The organism is Rodentibacter caecimuris, from assembly GCF_010587025.1.
GTDB lineage: Bacteria > Pseudomonadota > Gammaproteobacteria > Enterobacterales > Pasteurellaceae > Rodentibacter > Rodentibacter caecimuris.
Genome location: NZ_CP040863.1, coordinates 2,473,172 through 2,496,777, shown reverse-complemented (window position 1 = coordinate 2,496,777; position 23,606 = coordinate 2,473,172). Strand labels below are relative to the sequence as shown.

General features: G+C 42.2%; 13 protein-coding genes. All 13 read right to left on the bottom strand.

Annotated elements, in window-relative coordinates; genetic code table 11:
* Positions 1–79 precede the first annotated feature (79 nt).
* Positions 80–3,523 (bottom strand): hemagglutinin repeat-containing protein, encoded by a 3,444-nt coding sequence (locus FEE42_RS12100; RefSeq protein ID WP_237184434.1) that lies wholly within the window; start codon positions 3,521–3,523, stop codon positions 80–82.
* A gap of 33 nt (positions 3,524–3,556) precedes the next feature.
* Positions 3,557–4,045: a polymorphic toxin-type HINT domain-containing protein gene (locus FEE42_RS12095; protein WP_237184500.1), complete on the bottom strand. Its 489-nt coding sequence runs from the start codon at positions 4,043–4,045 to the stop codon at positions 3,557–3,559.
* 113 nt (positions 4,046–4,158) lie between these two features.
* On the bottom strand, positions 4,159–4,395 hold the full coding sequence (locus FEE42_RS13050) for a CPCC family cysteine-rich protein (protein WP_262239326.1): 237 nt from the start codon (positions 4,393–4,395) through the stop codon (positions 4,159–4,161).
* Positions 4,396–4,439: 44 nt separating this feature from the next.
* A complete protein-coding gene (locus FEE42_RS12085; protein ID WP_077583448.1) occupies positions 4,440–4,631 on the bottom strand; it encodes a hypothetical protein in 192 nt (63 codons plus the stop codon).
* An 8-nt stretch (positions 4,632–4,639) separates the two neighbouring features.
* Positions 4,640–5,065, bottom strand: coding sequence for an mAFB alternative (locus FEE42_RS12080; protein WP_164028740.1), 426 nt, complete (start codon positions 5,063–5,065; stop codon positions 4,640–4,642).
* A 142-nt stretch (positions 5,066–5,207) separates the two neighbouring features.
* Positions 5,208–5,513 carry a MafI2 family immunity protein gene (locus FEE42_RS12075; protein ID WP_135969611.1) on the bottom strand — a complete coding sequence of 102 codons (306 nt, stop codon included), beginning with the start codon at positions 5,511–5,513 and terminating at the stop codon, positions 5,208–5,210.
* A complete protein-coding gene (locus tag FEE42_RS12070) occupies positions 5,510–6,109 on the bottom strand; it encodes a polymorphic toxin type 50 domain-containing protein (protein ID WP_164028739.1) in 600 nt (199 codons plus the stop codon). The genes FEE42_RS12075 and FEE42_RS12070 overlap by 4 nt, the downstream gene beginning before the upstream one ends.
* A 271-nt stretch (positions 6,110–6,380) precedes the next feature.
* Positions 6,381–8,858, bottom strand: a complete 2,478-nt coding sequence (locus FEE42_RS12065; protein ID WP_164028738.1) for a hemagglutinin repeat-containing protein — start codon at positions 8,856–8,858, stop codon at positions 6,381–6,383.
* Positions 8,859–9,294: 436 nt separating this feature from the next.
* A complete protein-coding gene (locus FEE42_RS12920) occupies positions 9,295–9,432 on the bottom strand; it encodes a hypothetical protein (protein ID WP_237184433.1) in 138 nt (45 codons plus the stop codon).
* A gap of 438 nt (positions 9,433–9,870) precedes the next feature.
* On the bottom strand, positions 9,871–10,020 hold the full coding sequence (locus tag FEE42_RS12055; RefSeq protein ID WP_164028737.1) for a hypothetical protein: 150 nt from the start codon (positions 10,018–10,020) through the stop codon (positions 9,871–9,873).
* Positions 10,021–10,193: 173 nt separating this feature from the next.
* Entirely contained in the window at positions 10,194–10,400 is a 207-nt protein-coding gene (locus FEE42_RS12050) for a hypothetical protein (RefSeq protein ID WP_164028736.1), read from the bottom strand.
* On the bottom strand, positions 10,400–21,439 hold the full coding sequence (locus FEE42_RS12045) for a two-partner secretion domain-containing protein (RefSeq protein WP_164028735.1): 11,040 nt from the start codon (positions 21,437–21,439) through the stop codon (positions 10,400–10,402). Before FEE42_RS12045 ends, FEE42_RS12050 begins: the two co-directional genes overlap by 1 nt.
* A 35-nt stretch (positions 21,440–21,474) precedes the next feature.
* Positions 21,475–23,229 carry a ShlB/FhaC/HecB family hemolysin secretion/activation protein gene (locus FEE42_RS12040; protein WP_164028734.1) on the bottom strand — a complete coding sequence of 585 codons (1,755 nt, stop codon included), beginning with the start codon at positions 23,227–23,229 and terminating at the stop codon, positions 21,475–21,477.
* Positions 23,230–23,606 lie beyond the last annotated feature (377 nt).

Sequence of the window (23,606 nt, the reverse complement as noted above, 5' to 3'; positions counted from 1 at the left end):
TTTGCAGATAAAAACATTACAAACATAAATATAACCCCAAAAACAGCAGAAAAAAGAAGAATGTAAATAATCTTTTTCATTATTTACCTCTTTCTTGCTTTGAGTTGTAACTTTGAAAAGCTCTATTACCAAACTCTCCGGACATTGAGCCCAAAACGTTAGGAACAATATTTTTCTTATAGCCATAAACATAAGGAATCTTATCATTCAAAGGCTGAGGATTATATTTAGACCATGTTAAATCAGGATATTTTTTACTTAATGGAACCTCTATTACTTTCCCCATTCCATAACCAATCCCTGCACCAACACCACTACCGATAGCACCTTGAACCATTGATTGATCTGTAACATAACTATTAAATGCCCCAGATGCCGCATTACCTCCAACCGTAGTAATAAATCCTCGCCCTTTAAGTGCATATGCTGTCACTACATCAATAGCCAATGTTCTTGAATCAACTTCACCATTAGCGAGCAACTGACCTCCAACACTTCCTACTCCGGCAATTCCTAAAGTAAATTTAGTTGAATTTGACATAACATTATTTATAGCTTGAGCACCTTTTAAAACACCTAAACCTCCATAAACTATAGACACGGCTTCCAATCCCTCTTTTGTTGATTGTGCCACACGACCATCAAAAGAATTATTTATTATATTAGGGTGGGTAATGTATTTATATTTCAAATCAGAATAGCGCTCTTCATTCTCTGATTTATCCACGCCCAACCAAGACCAACGACTCGGTAAATCAGAACGATATTTATCATCTAACGCATAAGCATAGCCATAACCTTTTATGTAATTTCCCGAAACTATCTCTTTTACACTTCGCTTAATTTCATCCGGTGTTTCCCGATTACGTAAACTTTCTGATACATAACGTTTAATGGAGCTACCTAATCTACTCCATTCATCATCCGTCATCTCTTCAGGGTGATTTCGCACTTTATCCGCAAGATAATCACTGGTGTGGTCATCTTGTTCATAAGAAATAAACTCCATTATCTCTTTTTGTGAAGCGTTGCCTTCTTTTATTTTCTTCTCAAGAACATCTCGTCTATCTTGTGAAAGTGTACTCAAGAAATTATGCTCCACCGCCCGTTTCGCCGTCTCTGCTCCTGCCGTAGCAGTGAGGAATGAACCGCCCTGTTGTTTCGTTGAGCCATTGACTTTCGCGGTGAGAGCACCCGCTAATCCCCCCGCCAGTTGGCTTAAGGTGCTGATGTTTTCCTTCTCACTTGCCGTCAGTTCCTTCGGCGATTTTTCGTAAAGCTTTTGAGCAATAATCTCTGCCGTCACTTCACCCGTTACCCCCTCAACCGCTCCCGTCAGCGGGTCTTTGCCTGTGACTTGGAACTCTATCGCCGAAAGTAAGGCGTGGGCTATCAGGTTGGTTGCCTTATCTTTTGCTGTATCGCCCTTCGTCATTTCGTGGATTTGTTGGTTGAGATAAGGCGAGGCAAGTGCCACTATCGTGCCATTAGTGTCGTTTTGTGCGGCGGCTTGAAGCGCTGCCGTCACCGCCCGAATTGCCATTCCATTCGGGCTGCCTATGCCGTAAGTGCGGTCGATATTCTCTTGGATTTGGTTGATTCGCGCATCATAACCTGCAAGGATTTGTTTCCCCTCATCGGTATGACGTTTATCACCCAATTTCTCTGCTGCCTGAAATTTCTCAAGCTCAAGCCGGTTTATTTTCTCCCGTTCATTATAGGTGGCGAGACTGATAGCATTATTGGAAATTTCCCCTATCACTTGCGCCATTTCTTGCCGTTCCTGAATCTTGCTCAAGTCTTGTTGATTGACTTGCTGATTCGCCTGCTTCGTATCTCTCGAAAGTGCGGTCAGATTTTCCGGTGTTTTGGTGTCAATCTGGATGTTTTCGCTGATGGCCGATTTCGTCAGGCTTCGTTCACTTTCATGGCTGTTGCCCAAAAGACTCAACGCACTACTTATCGCTTGCATTGGGTTTATTCCGCCACTGCCCGCACTGATACCCACACTTTCCGTTTTAATTTCACTTCTGTTTTCTAGGTCTGTATGACCGAGTGAACCTGTCTTAAAGCGGTTTTTCTCTTGGGCTGCCTCACTTTCAATGATGGCTCCGTTGAGTTGGGTATGCTTGTGGATGACAGCGTTCATTCCCTCTTCACCCACTTGAATGCCCGTTTGTTCTTTCACTTGGCGGTAATCCACCTTTGCGTTGTTATACGCCGCATTCACCGACGCCCCTCCGCCCGAACCATAGGCTATCGAACCGCTCGCTCCCACACTCACTTGTTTCGATTCATATTTTTCCGTATCTTGACGGCTGGTGAGATTGAGGTTTTGAAGGTCTGCTTCCCAACGTTTCGCGTTAACATTGGCAGCGTCAAGGCTTAAGCCCCCTTCTTCACTATTCGTGATAAGTTTATCCGCTTGAAGACGGCTGTTTTGCCAACGCTCGCTATCCGAGTTCGATTTGCCTTTCGACGCCTTCACCGTCCCTTCCAATCCAAAGCCGTAGCTGTTGCCGTTCATCCCCACAAAGACACCGACACTGCCGCCCACCGATTGGTTGTTCGTGCGTTGGTGCACTTCATCTTTTACGCCTTTAACATCTATCCCTTGTTTGCCTGACAGTGCCATCTCTTTGGCATTCGCATTCACCCCTTCAAAGGTCAGTTTTTCATCTCGTGCCTTCACATTTAATGTGCCTGTGCTCAACGTCGATTTTTGATGGCTTATGCTTTGGCTTTCACTGCTTTGCGTTTGTTTTTGGTTGCCATAGCTGACACTGATTTTCACACTCGGATTAGATGTCGTGCCTGTGCCTTGCATTTCCCCTGACCGTAACGCTTCCAAGGTTTCCGCCACTTTACCCACGTTTTGTGCCGCCATCGCCACTTCTTCCGCCGCCTTCATTCCATAAAGTGCTTTCAGCTTCGGATTGGCTGCCTGCTCACTGCGTTTTACACTCTGATAAGCCGCTTGTGCCATATCCGTCACCAGTGTGCTGACCGCAAGCGTTAAACCCGATTGTTGATACTCATGCCGTTCATTTGTGTTGATGATGTCTTTCCCCGCTTCCACCTTCACTCCTGCACCTTCTATATCAATGCGATTCGTACGTGGCGTGATAAGGTCTGTTCCCATCACGTTAGCCTGTTTGCCCGCTTGGATTTGAATATTCCCTTTCATTGAGCCCAAGGTGCTGCTGGCATCCGATTGCGTCCAACCTTCACTTTCTAAATGATGTTTTTCCGATTTAGAACCAAAGGTGATACCTCCACCACCGGTGAACACGCCCGAGGTTTTCTTGGTTTCTTTGTGAATGTTGCGGAAATGATTCGTATCTGCCGCTATATCCACATTTCCGCCGGCTTGGATAAGCAAGTCATTTTCCGCTATCGCTTGTAACCCTTTACCTTTCACCTCATGACCTGCCGCAAGGACTATCTCCTTGCCGCTCACTTGACTGCCGCGTTGTGTCTCCGATTGTTGTTTGTCAAAGCTCGTTTTGGTGACTTTTGCCAAACTGCCACTTTTCGATATCAATTGGGCTTTTCACTACCTGACGAGAAACTTTATTTCTATAATCCCCATTCGGTAGTTTTTCATAATTTGCAAAGACTTTCTGCATTGTCTCCGAACGTAAATAAGAGCGATTATAAAGCCCGTCAACCGCATTCCCCGTTGAGAGATAGCGCCCGGTTTCAGCATCAATTTGTGGGATAAGCGGTTAAAATGCGGTTCCACACCGACTCGATGATTTGGCGTTTCAAAACGATTTAAATCCTTTTTCAACACCGTCACCGTCTGCCCGCTACTATCTTTAAATTGATAGGCAGGATAACCGTCAATATCTTTCACTTGTTTTGCCCCTTTCGGTAAGGCTTGCCAGCAATCATTATGCACCCACACACCGTCAGTATCTTCACCTGCACCTTTAATGAAGTAAGTGTGATCCGTTTCGACCATTAAGTTATACGCACTCAGTTTTTCACGTTTGATGCTCACCCCTTTTACGGTTTGCCATTGATTATTTTCCGATAACAGTTTGTAACCGGCTTTGAGGTTTTGTGCATCTACCCATTGCGTATTTTGAATACTATCGTTTTACACATATGCTCCTACATTTTTTCATAATATCGCCCAAATAGATTACAAAATTACGCTTTGATCTTTTTGCAATTTATATTCGTATACTCTTCGAAACACTTTCGTGCATCATTTAAACTCATTTGATTAGCTCCTCCAAAAAAATCAGGAGCCTCAAATTGAACTGGATCATCTTCCCATCCACAAATACTACAAACTTCATATTCTCTTTCTGTTGATAACGAATAATTCATACAACAAGGGCAGAGATATTCCTCTTTTTTATCACTTTTTCTTCTCCTAAGAATTTATTCCAGTATCAGATTTAAAAATTGTTTTAATAGAAAAAATTTCATCTATCATCAATAACATTAAATTCATAAAATAAATTTTCAAAATCATTTAGATTATAACCTGTCCTAGTCTCACAATCCTCTATATCTAAAATATTGGAAATTTCTCCAAGTGCACTAGTAATTAACTGAACTTCTTTCTGGGACAAAACAATAAAAACATTATCCTGTTTTTTCTCTATTAATTTCATTTAATATCCTATTTTAATTTTTCATCAAAATATTTACGACCATCTTTTGGTTGAAATGCAGTTCCACCATCCTTTGCTTTAGGGTTTCGAATAACAACTTTACCTGTTTTCTCATGCCAGTACGCACTTCTACCATTTGACAATCTTTTAAATGAAGTATAGTTATTTACTACATCTTCAATATGCTTTTCAAATTGCTCTCTAGTGGTAATATTTACATTTTTAAACTCTCCTTGTTTAATTACATGTTTAGAAAATGCGTGACCATCAGATATTTCTTTTCCTACTAAACTGGATTTTAACTTGGAATATAAAGTTGCATTTTCTGCACCACTAGATACATTTAAATTAACAGTTTGATTTTCATAACCTTTCGTTTTTCCAACAATAGGCAACTTAGAATTAGAGTTTGCCCATTTTGGCACATGTTTCATTACGTCATCAACTTGCTCTTGATAGCCGTAAACAGGGAAACTGTAATTTCTTGCTGCGTCCCAATTACCATTAACGATAAGCCTGAGTCAATAACACCCACCTGTTTCTCATTCTTGCGCTTTATGACTTTGTCAACACTTGCTAAACAGTAAGTGTTTCATAACGCCTATACACACATATATAATCGTTAAAAGATAAGCATATAGGATAGTCAACCCTAACTAAATTTTCATCAACAATATAACTTTCATCAAAATTAGAAATAACATCTGTACCAATCTCATATATTTCTTCATTCCAATAATCAGAAATCTCACCGTCAATGACCACATAAATACTTATGCAATTTTTATTTACTTTTATATAAACTGCTCTAACCTCTTTTGTTATTTTTCCTATTAAAGCATTCTGGATAATAATCCTTAATCTTATAATCTCATCATTCATTTAATACTATCCTTTGGTTTAGCTGGAACTATATGATATCCATTTTTACTATAATGAATAATTCCCATTGTTGTTGGAGTTCTATCTCCAGTGATAGGATCAATATAAATTCCTATACTTTTATTAAAGTCCACTCGCTCCTTAGAGCCAGGAAGTCCAACATCAATTTTACCAACCTGTTGTCCAGTTCCAGTATAACCTTTTAGGGAATCTAAACTCACAGTGATAATACTTCTGTGTTGTCCATTAGCAAGAGAAACCTTATATTCATTTGTATGCTCTAAATGCTTATTCTGTTTAGATACTTCAATTTGCAAATTATTTAAAGTAGCTCTTGTTGTCTCATACCCTTTCGTTTTTCCAACAATAGGCAACTTAGAATTAGCATTTGCCCAATTAGGTAATATCCCTGTCTTTGCAACGCCTTTTTTCACTAACGCCGCTGATTTCTGCAACAACTTCGCCCCGGCAGCACCGACAACCAGTCGGCTAACCGGGGTTGAACCAAAGTTACCCAAAATATAGCCTTGCATTTCGCCAGCTAATGCCGGGTCATGTTTCACCGCATATTCATATTGTTGGTTCCATTCATCCATTGAAACATAAACTTGCCACCACTGGACACATTATTGTTGCAGCAATATTTTTGTAGTTAGTTATTCGTTCTTTTTTATATACCAGAGATAATAAAGAGTTAAGAAAAATGCACCAATAGCATTACCTATAAATATTCCAACAGGAATCTCCTCAAATAACTTTCCATTAAAGAATACAAATATAAATAAATCTAATGTAAATGATAGAATTACAATGGTAAGACTTAATGAAACAAAAAAAATTATAAAAACATATACAAATTTGTATAAACTATTTTTCATTATTACCGTCCTTAGATATGTTTTGATCTATCTTTTGTTTTAAGTACCAAGATGTTGAATTATCAATAAAATTCCCCATAACACTAGGAATAATGCTCGGTTTATAACTTTCAGAAATCTCATAAGGTAAATGTCCTTTCTTCTCCAAATAGTTAATTTTCCAAGCCGGGTTCAATTTATGATTTAAAGGCGTTTCAATTGTTTTACCAACCGCTCCTCCTACAGTAGTTGTGATAAATGACATTGCAGCTTCTTTCCAAGGCTCTTTTCCTGTCCTCAACGCATCTCCGGCTTCTACTGCCGAATTGGTCGCAGCGGTTGATAAGATACCCATATTTCGAGTTACGATCCCTGTTACTCCTGAAATTGCGACTTTCGTTTTATCTACCTTGGCAATATCTCCTTTATGTTCAATTAATTGACCAATTAATTCCGAACCGCTACCAAAACCGCCGGCAATAACCATACTTTCTGTTGTTACAAGAGGACTGATAATTGCTGCTGCCGTAATCACTGAACCTTTTAGCTGGGCATTTGCGTTATTTAATTGGAGTTTATCGATTTTTTCTTTACATTGGGTGTCACAATTTTCATCATTTCTCGCAAGCACATAAGATAAATGTGAAGCTCCAACCATCCCCATTGCATTATGCTCCACCGCATTTTCCGCAATGGTTATCCCTGTGCTAATTGTTGCCAGATTCTCCGCGCTATTGCCGGTTGCCGTTAAACCACTCGCTACCCCCGCCGCCACTTTGCTTAAGGTTAAGATATTCTGCTTCTCTTCCTCTGTGAGTTCCTTTGGCGATTTGCCATATATCCCATTTGAAAATATCTCTGCGCTCGCTTCACCTACACCCGCTGCAATCGCCCCTGTTGCCGCTTTGCCTCCCGCAAGCTCCGCTTCAATCGCTCCCCACAGGATATGCGCCGGAATATTCAGTCCGGGCATGGTTTCGGTGGCTTTTTTGATTTGTTCGTTGATATAAGGTGAAGCCGCACCTGTGGCGATAGCTTCGGTAGATTTTCCGGCTAAAGCAAGGCTAATCGCATTAGTTAGCGCCTCGACCTTGCGTTTATGCTCGCCGCCGGTCTGCCATTTTTTTGCTTCCTCTTGTTTGTTTTTTGCCGTTTGACTATCACCTTGTTGTGCCGCGTCTGCCGCTTCTTGTTCTAGTCGTTGGGCTTGTTGTTCGCTATACCGGCTTGTCGCCTCGGCAATATTGCCTATAGCTTGGCTGAGTTCTTGCTGCTCTTTCAACACCTTTTGAATGTCTTTCGGGGCACTGACTTGACGGTTGGCGTCTGTGAGGTCGGTATTAATGCCCAGTTCTGCTGCGGTCGTCTCCCTTGGGGCGCTATCTTTGTTTAAGGTGATACGCCCTTCCGTTAAGGTCGCCTTGGTAATACTTCTGTCTTGCTCGCTGTCATACATCGGAACCGTCGGCGAAAGATGATTGCTTTGTGATGTGCCGGTCAGTTTGGCAAACTCCGACTGTTTTTGGGCTTGTGCGTTGGTTGTCGGTGCATTGCCCACCGCCTTGGTTAAATTCGCACTGCCGCTAATGCCGCCGCTTATCGCGCGGCTTTGACTTTCATTTTGAATATCTTCAAAAGTCAGCTTATTGGTCTTCAATTCGCTGTTTTTTGGGTTGGTTGAGGCAATCGCTGCGCCTTTCAGATGAACATTATCGGCATTAATATGATAACCGCCCTCCTCGGCAAATAAGCCTGATTGTTCCATCACTTGGTTGCTGTTCGCCTTGCCGCTTGAGGCATTCGCATAACCGCTTGCGCCCCACGCCGTGCCTATGCCGCCCTGTACCCGTAAGCCGCCGCCCGAGCTGCTGCTTTTTGAGAGATGTTCATCTTGGCGGCTTTCTATCCGGAGATTACCCTTGATGTCTGCATCAATCCGGTTCGCTTTTGCTACCGCACCGGATAAGGTGGTGTCTCCGCCGCTTGTCAGGCTTAACTGGGCTGTATCAAGATGGCTGTTATGTTGGGTAATATGACGCTCTTCTTGCTTACCTTGCGTGAATCCCGCTTGAGCGTAAATATATACCCCCGTCTGTGCACCAACCGCAAAACCCACACCCGATTCAAACCCTGCACTTTGTTGTTTACCTTTAAATTTCTCAGCACTTTGTCCCGATTCCAATATCAGGTCTTTATAAGCATTCAATTGAATACGGCTGTCCGCTTGGCGTTTGCCCTCGCTGTCTCGGCTAGTAAAATCCGTTTGCTTCGCCCGTATATCCCCTTCTGTCGCCGTAATGCGGATATCCTTAGCATTCACACTATTACCTAAACTGAATTCACGCATTGAGTCCATGTAAGCCGTATAGCCTTTCTCCGCTAAACCTAACGCTTGTGCCGCTTTCACTCTATCGGATGCATCTTTATTTTTGACCGCACTTTCCACTGTCTGATGATAATCGCCTCCGCTCAAGTATCTACTTCCCAACGTTTCGCGTTGATGTTTGCCGCATCAAGTGTTAAGCCGCCTGCTTCACTGTTTCTGATAAGTCTATCCTATGGGCATATTTAATGAGTGTAAGATTTAGTTAATTCAATACTTAACCTACGGGACATAGTATGTATGAAATATCATCTCATATACGAAAATATCAATATGTGTGTGAATGATAAATCATCCACACACGTTATACTTGCTATTCTTCAATTTCTCTATTATTCAGAACTAAATCTAAATCATAAAGAAAATCTTGTTTTTCTTCTTCCAAACCAGAAATCAACTCATCAAGGTTATAATTTAATAAAATATCCTGTACTTCATTAAAGACTATCTGATAGCTTAAATATGCCTTGCTCCATTAGTTATAATGAAAATAACATTTAGCATTAATCTTTCTATTGGTAAATCAAAATGATCTTCAAAACTATCTAAAGCCCCCCCATTCATTAAATTCTTTATGCCAATTTTTTATTTTTCCATCTTCAAATTTTCTTTGACACCAAATATAAGCATCATCAAAAAACCATTGCTTTAATGTTTTATAATCGACCTGTTTTTTCATTATTTTTCTCCACTGGATTTGACTTGTTTTTCATTGTTATCAAAAACATTAACTTCTAGGATTCCAATAATGATCTTCATTATATTTCTATTAGTTTTTATTAGAATTAACCTTCCTAAACACAAAAAAATGAATTGGTAAAACAATGAAATAAAATTTAAGAGACATCATCATCGCCTTATCTAGAAGTAATCTATAGTGTAGATCATCACTTCCTAAGCTTATCTCAAACGCGATGAGAGACAAGAAAAAAATTAATGTAATGATCAAAAAATATTTGAATAGAACTAGTATAATTTTCATTATTTATCCTTATTTTTCTGATTTTTTATGTTTTCTTCATAAGTTTTTTAAGCTCATCTCCAACTATACTACCACCTACAACATTCCAAAATATCTTAGAAGTGCCCTTCATAGATATATATTCAGATGACCAACCTACTCCATTACCAGCCATAGAACCAATAATCTCTTTTTTACTTGTACATCTGTAGCCTCCGGTTTATTCACCTCATATACAAAATCAAACGCCGCACTATTTAATGCCTGTGCACCCGGTTTTAATTTAGATAAAAGCGGTACTTTCATTACATCCTAGTTTTTTCCTTGCACTTACTAGGTATCATTAAATAACCCCAAAAGACTGTTACTGTAAAGATAAATAACGAAGGTTTAAATGATTCTTTAAAAACTATCAGGTAAGGAACCATAGTATTATGAACTAATAAATATACAAACCAAATAAAAAAATAAAAACCTTCTCATTTACCACCTTTCCTTTTTGAAACAAGGAATATAATAGGAAGAATAATTATATGAAACTTCAAACTTATTAAAATAGACTCCTCAATAAGTCTTAAATAATTAACAACTCTTACCCCCTCATCAATTTCAACATAATAAATAGCAAAAAAATAAAGCAAGGAGAAGATAATAATATTAAGAATAATCCCAAAAATAAATTTCATTATTCTTCCTCCTTGTTTATATGTTGGTATATACCTTTTGCTTTATCACTAACAACGGCTCCACCTACTGCATTTAAGAATACTTTCGGAAGAGGATGTAAATTCAAATATCGACTTGATACAGTTTCAGATGCGACCCCATATCCGCTACCAACTAGAGAACCTATTGTTTCAGTCTTAATCTGTTTCTCCGTAGCTCCCGGCTTATTAACCTCATATACAAAATCAAACGCCACACTATTTAATGCCTGTGCACCCGGTTTTAATTTAGATAAAAGCGGTACTTTCATTACATCCTTAGTGGCATCATAGACAGCACCTTGAAGCTCACCCTCTTTTTTATATTGCCCATCATAAGCCTTATAAGAGATTTCTCCTGCTTTATAGCCACCCGTCACTAACATTTCTGCCGTAACCGGATTTTTAGCTGAAAATGCAGCAATATCTTTTGCATATTTCGTAGCAGTAGGAAGTGCTCTAGTCACACCAACTATCCCCATACCACCCGCTGTGGTTAATACTCCTGTTACAAAAGATTCCGCTTGCTTTCCTTCATAGCTATTCCAAAATCTAATATCGTTACCTATATATTTTGTTAATGCCGAATCATCCCTTTTAATCATGTTTGAAAAATCCCAACTATATAAATCCTCAATTGGTACACCCCATGAATGAGCAATTTTACTTAATTCCACATGAAGGTATGTTTTTTGGGATTCTGTTAGTCTACTTGGATCTTTCTGATTCAAATCAATTAAGAAATTGATATAGGAATCTTTGGTTAATAATTCACCCGATCTATTTTTCTCTTTTGGTTTTAATTCCCCATTTTTATTGAATTTTTCTGAAAGATTAAATAACTCTTCATCTTCATCTCTTGCCAAAAGATTATTCTCCACAGCCCGCTTAGCCGTCACAGCCCCCTCCAAGCTCGTTGCCGTACTGTTGCCCGATATTCCCCCGACAACTGCTCCGGCTAGTTGAGAAGCCGTTTTTAATAGATTCCGTTCGGACGTAGTCAGTTGTTCCGCCGGTTTGTTAAATACTTTTTCAGACAACACCATTGCCACGCCTTCACCTGCGACACCCGCCAATGCGCCTGCCGCAGGATCTAAGCCCGCTGCATAAAACTCCGTAGCAGAAAGTACCGCATGTGAAAACAGATTCGCCGCTTTATTATCTTGTGTTAAGTCGTGGATTTTCGCATTCAGCTCAGGAGAAACTCCCGCAACCGCTGTTTGTGCCGCCGTCTTACCCGATAAAATGGCACCCACCACAGCAACTGCCGCATCCACTTTGCGACGACTTGAACCACCGTCTTGCCAGCGTTGGTTTTCCGCTTTCGCTTCATCATACGCCGCTATCTTAGCCTCAAGACTGGCGGTGTCATTGCGTTTAATTGCCGTCTCTAATTCCTCTGCTGCCTTATCTTCCGCCTCCTTCGCCGCTTTTGCCCGATTATCGCTAAAAGCGGTGGCTGCCGCTATCATATGCCCCACATTTTGGCTTATGATTTGCTGCTCTTTCAACACCTTTTGAATGTCTTTCGGGGCACTGACTTGACGGTTGGCTGCTGTGAGGTCGGTATTGATGCCCAGTTCGGCTGCCGTGCTTTCTCTTGGGGCGCTATCTTTGTTTAAGGTGATATGCCCTTCCGTTAACGTCGCTTTGGTAATACTGCTGTCTTGCTCGCTGTCATACATCGGAACCGTCGGCGAAAGATGATTGCTTTGTGATGTGCCGGTCAGTTTGGCAAACTCCGACTGTTGTTTGGCTTGTGCACCGGTTATCGGGGCATTGCCCACAATGTTGGTTAAATTCGCACTGCCGCTAATGCCGCCGCTTATCGCGCGGCTTTGACTTTCATTTTGAATATCTTCAAAAGTCAGCTTATTGGTCTTCAATTCGCTGTTTTTTGGGTTGGTTGAGGCAATCGCTGCGCCTTTCAGATGAACATTATCGGCGTTAATATGATAACCGCCCTCCTCGGCAAATAATCCCGATTGTTCAATCACTTGTTTACCCTGTGCCTTGCCGCTTGACGCATTCGCATAACCGCTTGCACCCCACGCCGTGCCTATGCCGCCCTGTACCCGTACGCCGCCGCCCGAGCTGCTGCTTTTTGACAGATGTTCATCTTGGCGGCTTTCTATCCGGAGATTACCCTTGATGTCTGCATCAATCCGGTTCGCTTTTGCTACCGCACCGGATAAGGTGGTGTCTCCGCCGCTTGTCAGGCTTAACTGGGCTGTATCAAGATGGCTGTTATGTTGGGTAATATGACGCTCTTCTTGCTTACCTTGCGTGAATCCCGCTTGAGCGTAAATATATACCCCCGTCTGTGCACCAACCGCAAAACCCACACCCGATTCAAACCCTGCACTTTGTTGTTTACCTTTAAATTTCTCAGCACTTTGTCCCGATTCCAATATCAGGTCTTTATAAGCATTCAATTGAATACGGCTGTCCGCTTGGCGTTTGCCCTCGCTGTCTCGGCTAGTAAAATCCGTTTGCTTCGCCCGTATATCCCCTTCTCTCGCCGTAATGCGGATATCCTTAGCATTGACGCTGTTACCTAAACTGAATTCACTCATTGCGTCCGTCGTCTCCCGTTTATGTGAGAAACCCGAACCGCTTTCCACCCGAATTAATGCACCACCAGCCGCTACGTCCGTGTAAGCCGTATATCCCTTCGCCGCCAAACCTAACGCCTGTGCCGCTTTTACTCTATCGGAAGCGTCCTTATTTTTGACCGCACTTTCCACTGTTTGAATCAAATCTATCAACGGTGAACTAACCCGCGCAAACTGACCGATTTTTAAATCGCTCTGATGACTGTCCGACTGCTGGCGGTTCAGTGCCGTGTCAAAGGTGATATTGGCAGCTTGAAGGTTGAGCTGTTGTTTCGACAGTAATTGCCCCGCCGTTTGATGATAATCGCCCCCGGCATTGATATTAAGATTCTTATTTAGGCTCGCTATCATTGCCCCTTGATGACTCACCGAATCAGCGTTTTGGCTATTGAGTTTACGGTTATAACCCGCAAAACGCTCCGTCTCCGATATCACCGCCTCGCCGATACCTTGGAAACGGTTAGCTTCGCTTTGTCCAAGACGGGATTGGGCGGTGGTTAAATGAATGTCTTTCCCCGCCGTAAGAGTGCTGTCTCCCTCACTCACAAATTGTGTGCCGGCTAAACGAATATCGCCTTGTTGTGCCGTTACACTACCGTTTCCGCCAAAGGAAAGCGTACTCGACTGTTCTTGATAACGTTCCCCTTCGCCTAAACCTTCTCCGCTATAAGAGGTCGTCATGGATGTTGCCGATTTCGATAAATCCAGTCCAACACCCCAATTTCGCTTACGGCTGGCTTGGCTTTCCTGATTGACCGCCACATTTAAGTCAATGTTCTCTTTTGCCCATAACGCCCCGTCTCCTTTTGCCGATAACAAGGCGCCCTGTGTGGTAATGTTGCCTGCTCCAGCCGTAATCGTTAAGTTGCCGCCTGCACTCAATTCACTCACCACCGCTTGTTGGCTTGCTTGATGACTGTTAGATTTTTCCTGTTGGTGTTTTATATAAGGACTAAACGGGCTAGTTAATTGGTGCCCGGTTTTACCTATCGCTTCTGCTGTCGTGAGGATTTTGCCGACAATTCCACCAGCCGAGCCCTGTCCCGCCTGCTCGCCATAATTGGCTTTCGCCACTTTAACCGGATTATACACAACGCTCACGCCTATACCGCTTGTCTTACGTGACGATTGATGTTGGCTGTATAAGCGGTTATACGCAGCCTCTAACGCTACATTACCGCCTTGCACTAAAATATCTTTTCCGGCATCCGCCAATACGCCTTCGCCTTTTAAGGTCTGTTTGGCATACAGTTCGATATTGCCCGATTGCGAAACTAACGCAGTGCTATTTACCGTCGAGCTATCATATTGTCCTTGACGATTTTCTTTGCTGCGTTGATAGCCCAATGCCGCCACACCGCCAGAGAAACTCGCACCAAAGCCGGATTTTTTACGTTTCTCCCACTGGGTCGCAGAATGGCTGTTCTCCGACACGCCTAATGTCAAATTATTTTCCGCCGATAACACCATATCCGATTGAGCTTGCAACATTGCCCCTTGGGCGAGTATATCTTGACCGGCTACTAATGTGATGCTTTCGCCTTTAAGTTCACTGCCTTGTTGCTGTTCGCCTTTTGCCGCCGCAAAACTGGTTTTGCTGGATTTTGAAATGCCCGAACCGCTCTTTATATGATGATATTCCTCAAGCTCATAGGCTTTTGCCACACTGTCTAACACTAAGTCATTCTGCGCCAATGCCGTCAGCCTTTGCGCCGCTTCAAGCAGGGCTCCTTGCGAATAAATATTTTTTGCTGCTAAGCGGACATTACCGCCCCCTTTAATCCGGCTGATTTCTACATCGTCTTTGCGTTCGTTACGATAATGGTCGCCTCCACCCATCTTTTCATCAAAACCGACTGAAAGTGCGGTCAGATTGAGGTCGGTTTTGGCACTTACTTGTGTCTCGCCTTTACCCTCATTGATTACCGCCGCTCCTAACAGGTTAATTCGATTGGCACTCACGGCAAGCGTGCCGTTTTCGCCTTTAACGTGTAACAACGCTTGACGGTCAAGATTGGTTTGACTGCGTCGATAGCCGTCAAGATTGACTTCGGTGGTTTTGCTCGTGCTTTGATGCGCTAAATCACCTTTTACGTTTAATAATAACGCGTCATCAGCTTCAAACACACCGCCGATATTTTTCATATCGCCCGACACTTGTGCTGCAACCGTACTACCCGAGACTTCGCCGCTATTATGAACCGATTGACTGTCTAACATCACTAACTGCCGTCCGGCAATTGTGCCTTGATTGACCAATTCTTGGGTTTTGACTTGAACATTATGAGCGGAGAATAAGGTGCCGTTGCCGGCTACATCCCATTTTTTGACGACGGCATACACTTTCGGCACCACTACCTCCGTCTGACTGCCGTCATCCAGTGTGATCCGCTCTTTTTCCAGCCACACAATATCGGTGGTTAATGCCGCCACTTGGGCGGCGGATAATTTCACGCCCGGTGTAAGATGAAACGATTTCGCAAAGGTAATACCAGCATCCATTAAACCTTTATATTGGCTTTCAAAATCTTGATAGCCGCCTAAATATTGTCTGCCTGTCAGTAAGTTGATTTGCTCTCGAACCAAACGTTGCTCATAGTAACCGTCGCCTAAGCGTTTATGGACATTTTCGTGGTCGTGACGCAGCGCTTTATACATATAATCCGAACTCAGCCATTTTTTATATTGGGCAAAATCCGGGTCGGTTTCGATAAGAACGTGGCTGTTCGCATTCGGGTTTATACGGTATAAGCTTTGTGTCGGCAGGCGGGTGTCAACCGGAATACTACGAACTTCAATCCCTTTATCCTTATCAATAGTAGGAATCCGTTCCACTGCTAATTCAGTGACCGACAGTTTGGTGTGGTTCGTGTTATTGTCAAAGTTGACCTTATTTTGATCACGATCAACATTGGTCAATGACGAGACATTCAGTTTACCAATATCCGTACTATTGACCCCATTTTGCACCTTAGCAATCTCATTACGGGATTTACCGCTTTGATAGTGTTGATAAGCCGCCGGTTGTGTGTTTTCAAGCTGAACAAAAATGCCCATATCTTTGTGTTGTTCATCAACCCGTTTCAATGCACCGCCTTGAGTATGTTTGCGCTGATGATAACGACGAAAACCGCCGCGCCATCTGGTATAAGTGTAATCTCGCCATCCTTCTTCAATATTGCGTGTAATGGCGTCTTCATCATCTAAATTTTTTAAAGTACCGCTGCCCGCATTGCGAATATCCCGTCCGCTAATGACCCAGCTTTTATCGTTGAGAAAACGGTCGCTTTGGTAGGTAATATTTTCTCCGGCTAAAATCTGCGCCGGTAATGAGGCGGTAGTAATGTTTTCTTCCACACGTTCACGATTGACAAAAAGCTCCCAAAAACGGTAAAACTCTTCGCCCAATAACGGACTGTTGTGTTTATCTATCGCATCGCTGAGTGCTTTTAAATTATCGCCGTATTTCGCCGTCCAACTAATTAACGGCAATAGGGTTTCATAATCCGCTTTATCTTGCACAGCTTTGTTATAAGCGGTTAACTCTCGTTTATATTTGTTTTTTGCCTGTCTATATGCGAAGAAACCTGGATAATTCTCTCTTTTCGGCTCAACCGGTTTTGCAGGCACAATCGGCGCATAATCCATTTGGGCATCTTGCTGCTCGTCTAACGCATTGATTTCTTCTTCGCTTAAATTCGACGGCGTCAATCTACTCACGCCCTCTTGTTTCTGACGACTTATCGCTTCCGCCATTGCCGGCGTAATTGTCGGCATCTCTTCCGCCGGTGCAGTTAAATTAAAATATTGCCAAATCGGATTATCCTTGCCGTAAACGCTTTCCGGCATAATCCGACATTCGCCCTTGTCGCAATCCGCCGTATTCGGTATAGCAAGCAGTTGATCTTTCGTTAATTGGCTACTGTCGGTAATGACCTGTAAACGGCTTGGATCGTAGCTTCGCACATATTTCCACGCCCGGCTGTAGTTAACGCGTCTTAAACCTTTGGTATCAATATAAGGCAATTTACCGTTATTGTAAGGTGTGCTGCCTGTTGCTAAATAATCCGGCAAAATATAGGATTTGGATACCGAAACATTTGAGGTTTCTTGAATAGCGGATTGATAATGGATATTCGTGTTAGCCACATCTTTAATATTTAATCCAATCCCTTTTCCTGCCTCAATAATGCTACTGAAGTTTTTCAAACTCAAGGCTTGACCGACGGCATAGTTATTCTCGTCTAAGCGATTACCAAAGAAGATACCGCCCTCACTATAAATGAGCGCGCCGCTTTTTCTGTTAGCATCATAATTTTCGGTTAAGTTGGTAATATGTTGCGCCCCTATATCTAATTGCTTCCTCGCCGCAATCGTTGCTGCATAAACCTTACCGTCGTTACCCCGTTGATCTTTGTTTAATACGCTATCGGCTTGTAACGCAACATAATCACCGTAAATCCGCCCTGTGCCGACATTGTCGATTTGTTTGGCTCGAATCAGCGTGGTGGCATTTTCCGTTTCGTTAAAGCTATTAATCAAGCCCTCGTTATGTAACATTGAAGCAGAAACCACTTGGGTTTGTCCCGCACTGATTCTTCCGCTTTGATGATTGGTTATTTTACCCGCTTGAAGTTGAAGACGATCATTCGCCGATAAACGGTGCTGATTTACCAACTGCCTGGCAGTCGTTAATTTCAAGCTGTGATAGGCATTAATATCTCGTTTGGTATGTACATCCGATTGAACATTAATATCAATATGTCCGGCTTCAATATGTCCGTCTTCGCTAAAAGCACGAGCGGTTAAATTCAATTTATTATTTGCCTGTAAAATGCCTTGCGTATTATTGACATCCAAACTATTCGGCGAGCCGTTAATATGCAAATCGCCCCAGCTCAATATTTCGCCTTGATGATTGTTTAATTGCGAATCAAGACGAAAATCCGCCCGGCTTAGGCTATAAATGCCGCCCTCTTGGTTATTGAGCTGACGACTGTTTACCGTCAACTCTCGGGCAATAATCCCCTGTGTCGGATTATCTTGTTTCGCTTTCGTGGCTTGATTGTCGATATTAGATACATTGAAGCGCAAATGTTGATGAGAAATGACCGCCGAACCCAATGCACCGACACGAGAGTTGTTCAAATCGGTTGCCGTAATATCCGCATCGCCCGTTGCCTGAATAAATCCGGCTCGGTTATCAATAGCTCCGGCGGATAATGCAAGCAAACCGCCACTAAGCAATTTGCCGTTACGGTTATCAAATGCCTCTCCTCGTGTGTTAAGTTGAATCTCACCTTGCTCCGTCGTGACTCGACCTTGAGTATTATTCACACCAAGTGCGGTCAAATTGAGAGAGTTTTTTGTATTGATCGTACCATTAAGGTTTTGTAATGCTTGCGTAATCTTAAGCGTTGCAGCCCCTTGTGTCGCCGCAATCGTGCCGTCTTGGTTATCAAGACGGTCGGCAAGTAGCGTAACGGCACGACTCGCTTTTATATCGCCTTGCCGATTATCAACACCTTGCGTCGTTGTTAAATGAAGCTGATCAGCAACCAAAATTTGTCCTTTACGATTGATCATTTCCATCGCATTCAGCCGACTATCGCCGCTACTTAGCCGACCTTGACTATTATCAATGATTGTTGCCGCTTGAATTTGCTGGGTGGCTTTAGCGGTTACTATGCCTTCTCGATTATCCAACCCACGAACATTCAGACTCTGATTTTCACCTGCCGCAATGTATCCCAAGTGGTTATCTAATTGTTCAGTCCGAACGGACAAATTACCCAAGCTAATGATGCCGAGCGGTGTACCGGATGCCGGACGGGTTTGACGATTATCAAGATTGCCTTGTAGAGTTAGATGAATCGCCCCTTGGCTTTGAACCAATCCTTTCGTATTAATAAAGTCTTGAGCGGAAACAGTGGTATTACCCCCTACACTGATTTTTCCCTGTACGTTACGAATTCCGCCACGGTGCATTTTCATCATCAAATCTCCGCGACTGACGATTTGCCCTTGTTGGTTATCCATATCAGCAGCAGTTACATTGATTAGCCTGTTAGCCACTACATCGCTTTGTCCGTTATTGATAAACGAACCGCCTATCGTTAAATCAACCTCACCGCCCTCAATTAAACTGTTCTCTTGGCTGATTAAATCCTTTGCGGTCGATACTGTCAGAGCGTTATCAGCTTTGATTACGCCTTCGCTTTGAGTTAGCGAAGCGGCTTGAATGGTTGCCTGTTGTGCACGAATGATGCCTTGATGATTGGTCAGATTACCGCTGTTCAGCGTTAACGCCGTACCGCTTGATACGATGCCTTTATCATTATCGAGCTGACTTCCAGCAGTTTCAATATTGAGCTGTCCGTCTGCTTGAATATTCCCCTGTGCATTAGATAATGCGGCACTGTTAAGGATTAAATCACCATGTGTGAATAATTTGCCTGCTTGGTTGTTGAATGAATGATTGTGTGTTTCAATGCGGACACTTTGCTCACCTTGAATTCTACCTTGTCGGTTATCTAATTGACCGGTATAAAGAGAAAGGGTTTGATTGGCAAATAATAATCCCGACGAAGAAAGAAATTGCCCCTGATGAGTATCGACCTCCAGTTTTCCGGCAGCAATTAATTTACCTTTTGTATTATCCACCCGTTGCGTATCAATAAAGAAATGTCCTTGTGTTGAAAATGTTCCGCCCGAATTATTAATGGATTGAGCAGACAGTCGAAAATCCTCAGTACCGGTTTGCACCCAAACGCCATTGGTATTACTAAGTGCGGTCTGTTTTGTCCGAATTTTATTTGCCGTCAAATGACTATTCGACGTAGAAAGCGTTGTCGGTGTATCTAAAACAAGATTTTGTTGTGCCGTCAACCACGCTTCATTTGCCTGAATATCGCCCTGCCGTGCTTGAACGTGAATGTCATAGGCTTGATTGCGGCTGTGGTCTAAATTGACTTCTGTGGCATTAATATTTAATTGCCCAGACGCGAAGTGCTTACCTTGTAAGGTCGCATTACCGCTAGCTTGAATTTGAATAGTTTTACCTTGTGCCGATGAAGTTTCAAGGCTTCGGGTTTCATTCTCTTCCTGCGTGTGGGTTTGCATACCGGCGGCAATCAGGGCGGATTGCGCCGTATTTACCGTCGCCGCCTCATAGCGAATTGTCCCTTTCGCTACCGTTTCGCCTTGTTGCCGAATGGCGTGTTTTGCCTGTTTTTGTACGTTTCCGCTACGTGCGATAACTGTGCCGTCCTGTTTAATGTCGGCGCTGCTTGCAAGGCGAATATCATGTTGGCGGTTTTCAATCTTGCCTGTGTTTTCAATACCGTTTGTGCTGAGCTGAACGTCTTTATTCGCATTTAACGTACCGCTATTTATAATTCGACCTTGGCTATCAATCTTGAGCGTTTCGGCATTCGCACCGATATGCCCTGCATTGTGTACACCAACACCTTGTTCAGTACCAATTAAATGGATCTTTCCTGCATACATTCCCCCTAACTGCCCCACATCAATAGCAACTTGCGGCTTAGCTTCTTGAGCTGTCGCTTGGGTTGTATGAGTAATTTGCAAATCTTCAGGTTTAGCCGTACGCTTCACCGTATTTTTACCGGTGACAACCTTCATTTCTTTTTTCGACCAAACGCCCGCATTGATTTGGGTTTCTCGGGCAATAATCTCCGTATAATCTACACGACTGTTATCTAAGCCTTTACCGGATACACTGACTTTGCCTTTTTCCACAACAAAGTTTTCAAGATTACCATGTTGAATTTGAGGTTTACCTGTCGTGAACGTAGTACGATCTGAATTAATAACCCCACAGCCTTCACAATGAATACCTGACGGATTCGCAATAATTACATCAGCTTTTTTACCTGCTACTTCAACATAACCTTTAAGCACAGAGGGATCGGATGAATTCACTTCATTTAAAATGACTTTCGCCTCGCCTCGGGCAAGATAAGGATTACCTTGTACCCACCCGCCCTGTTGCGTTTGTACATTGGTTCGGCTGTTGTTTAATATTGCCCCTTTGGTATCCACATCAAACTTACTGTATTTATTGTGGGATAACCCTTGCTCATTTGGAGTCTGAATATTGACCTGCGGCAAACCGTTTGCCGTTTGTAGTACGATGGGTTGCTGGGTTTTAGGGGCTGATTTGTCTGCTTGGATAATTAAATTAGCAGATACCGTGCTGGAAAATGAAACAAATCCCAGCGCACAAAAAAGACTAAAAGTCAGTGGTTGAATCTTGGCAAATAATTGAGGGAGACGAGATGAAGCCCGCTCCGTTGATTTTCCTTCTGTTTTTGCTAATTCCGATGTAACAACCAAACATTGTAACGTTTTACTGAAAATGACACGGAAACAATTTTTATTCATTTTAACTATCCTTTAATTTTTAATAATACGTTTAATTAGAAGCTATAACCCACATTAAAACCGGCTACGGTATTTGATGTTTTAAAACCGGTTGGCTTACTTATTGGTTTTCCGACAAAAACATCATAATAAAAACCTCGCCATCCCCCTTTCAGCCCAATCGCACTGCCAATAAGATGATGACCTAATTGAGATTGGGTTGACCATCCCATAACTCGTCCTCCGTCAAAAGCAAAATAAAGTTGTTGCCCTTTACCATTCACATTCCAAGCAAATTCATTACGCCATAACCAACCTCGTTCACCGGCAAGCGTAAGTTCACCATCAAAACCTCTGACAGTATAACGCCCGCCAATACTAAAACGATCTTGGGCAATTAAAGGGGGTTTATTCCATTGTGCACTCCAAGCGGTTTGATATTGCCAGGATTGTTTACCCAACATAAACGGTTGAGTAAAATTAATGGAGGCAAAAATAATTTCCGGGCGAGAAGTTCCTTCTCCCCAAAGTTCTTCCGGCGCTGATAATGCCCCTCTTGCACCAGTTCCCCGTTTATAGCTAGCGGATAATTCAAGAACAGCATCACCCATATATTCTTTATGAGAAAGTCCGGCCTCCCAGCCCGCCATACGACGTTTTTGTACCTGAATCTCCGAACCATCCACATAGTTACTGGACTGACGAGACCAAAAACTACCAAAAGCGGATGTTTTACGTTTACTATCTCGATAAACTAAATAAGATAGCGTCGCCTTTGTGGTATTGCTTTTTCCCGAATAGAGATAGTTATTATCGAAAGCACCAAAAACTTCTTGACGATAACGGTTATAGGTTTGTGATGCCGATAATGTCCAATAACCGAAAGGGATAGAATAATAAAAGGTTAAATTTTTACTGGCACGGTTACCTTTTTCATCATTGTGAGTCTTTAAACTATGTGTAAAAGAAGTATAAAAAAGGTCATTAGCAGAAAACATATTATCAAGAGATAATGTTCCACTTGCTTGATATTGCCCCGTTGATTTCGAACCAGAATCATCCAAGCTTAAATTCACTCGGAAAGGCAAGGCTTGTTGATAACTAATTTTAATGTCACTCACACCGATATCGCTCTTACTTGGTAATAACTCAATGTTCGCTTCTACTGTTGGCACCCGTTTAAGATTTTCAAGCGACTGTTCCATATCTCTTACACTCAAAAGATCACCTTTTGAAAAGGTGAATCCTGTTAAAGCATGTAAACGGCTAAAACGTGGAACATTGCCACTGTCCTCAACGATGGTATTCCCTACTTTACCGGGAATAATCGTTAACACTAAAGAACCACTGTTCAGATCTTGCTCTTGCGTTACAACACGTGTGGTAACGTATCCTTTTTCAATAATTCGATTTTGAATTTGTTTCATCAAAATACCTATTCCCTCTCCGCCAAAACAATGCGGGAGGGTAAGTTTTAAATCGTTGTAAGCTTGATTTAGTGCCCATTGGAATTGGCTTTCAGAAGAGGAGTGTTTAGCTGAATAATCAACCAACGTGATATGATGAATCAGGTAACAAGGCGTTTCTTTATCAGATAAGGTCAATCCTTTGTAATTTGTCGTCTCTAAACGAACATCAGCCTGAGATTGCAAGATTTTCTCTTGTGCTTGCTGATTTTGTTGTTGACGTTGCTGCTGAAGTGCATCCATTTGGTTTAAACGGGAGAAATTTTCCGGTTTATTAGCAAAAGCAAATAGTGGTACGATCGAAAATAATGTAACGGTATAGAGTTTATTAAATACTGTTTTCATACTTTAAACTAAGTGATTGAATTTATGCGTTTGATTATAAAACATACTATAATCTTTGTTAATATTTATACAAAGCAAATTAAACTCGTATAGTAATATTTTCATTTCCCTTAGCTTCTTTTGATGTACTGTATAAAAAATATTTAAGCCTTTTGACTTTTTCAGATAAGACCTTTCTCTTGGGAAAAGCTACCTTTATTACATCACTGGGGAAAAATATGATATTCAAAGAGAGGGGATATGAGTAATTTTTAGCTCACAAAATTAACGCAAAGATCGTGATGAATTAGAGGCAGGAAAAAGGAATCCCTTTGGAACAGGCTAAAGTATTACGTAAACTAGAGCCTGCTTTAATGCTATGTCCTAAAGGTAATTCT

What these genes read in the sequence shown, in the direction of transcription:
- FEE42_RS12085 (WP_077583448.1), bottom strand. Translation starts at nt 4,631, where the DNA reads ATGAAATTAATAGAGAAAAAACAGGATAATGTTTTTATTGTTTTGTCC.
- FEE42_RS12080 (WP_164028740.1), bottom strand. Translation starts at nt 5,065, where the DNA reads ATGAAACATGTGCCAAAATGGGCAAACTCTAATTCTAAGTTGCCTATT.
- FEE42_RS12075 (WP_135969611.1), bottom strand. Translation starts at nt 5,513, where the DNA reads ATGAATGATGAGATTATAAGATTAAGGATTATTATCCAGAATGCTTTA.
- FEE42_RS12070 (WP_164028739.1), bottom strand. Translation starts at nt 6,109, where the DNA reads ATGGATGAATGGAACCAACAATATGAATATGCGGTGAAACATGACCCG.
- FEE42_RS12920 (WP_237184433.1), bottom strand. Translation starts at nt 9,432, where the DNA reads ATGAAAAAACAGGTCGATTATAAAACATTAAAGCAATGGTTTTTTGAT.
- FEE42_RS12055 (WP_164028737.1), bottom strand. Translation starts at nt 10,020, where the DNA reads ATGAAAGTACCGCTTTTATCTAAATTAAAACCGGGTGCACAGGCATTA.
- FEE42_RS12050 (WP_164028736.1), bottom strand. Translation starts at nt 10,400, where the DNA reads ATGAAATTTATTTTTGGGATTATTCTTAATATTATTATCTTCTCCTTG.
- FEE42_RS12045 (WP_164028735.1), bottom strand. Translation starts at nt 21,439, where the DNA reads ATGAATAAAAATTGTTTCCGTGTCATTTTCAGTAAAACGTTACAATGT.
- FEE42_RS12040 (WP_164028734.1), bottom strand. Translation starts at nt 23,229, where the DNA reads ATGAAAACAGTATTTAATAAACTCTATACCGTTACATTATTTTCGATC.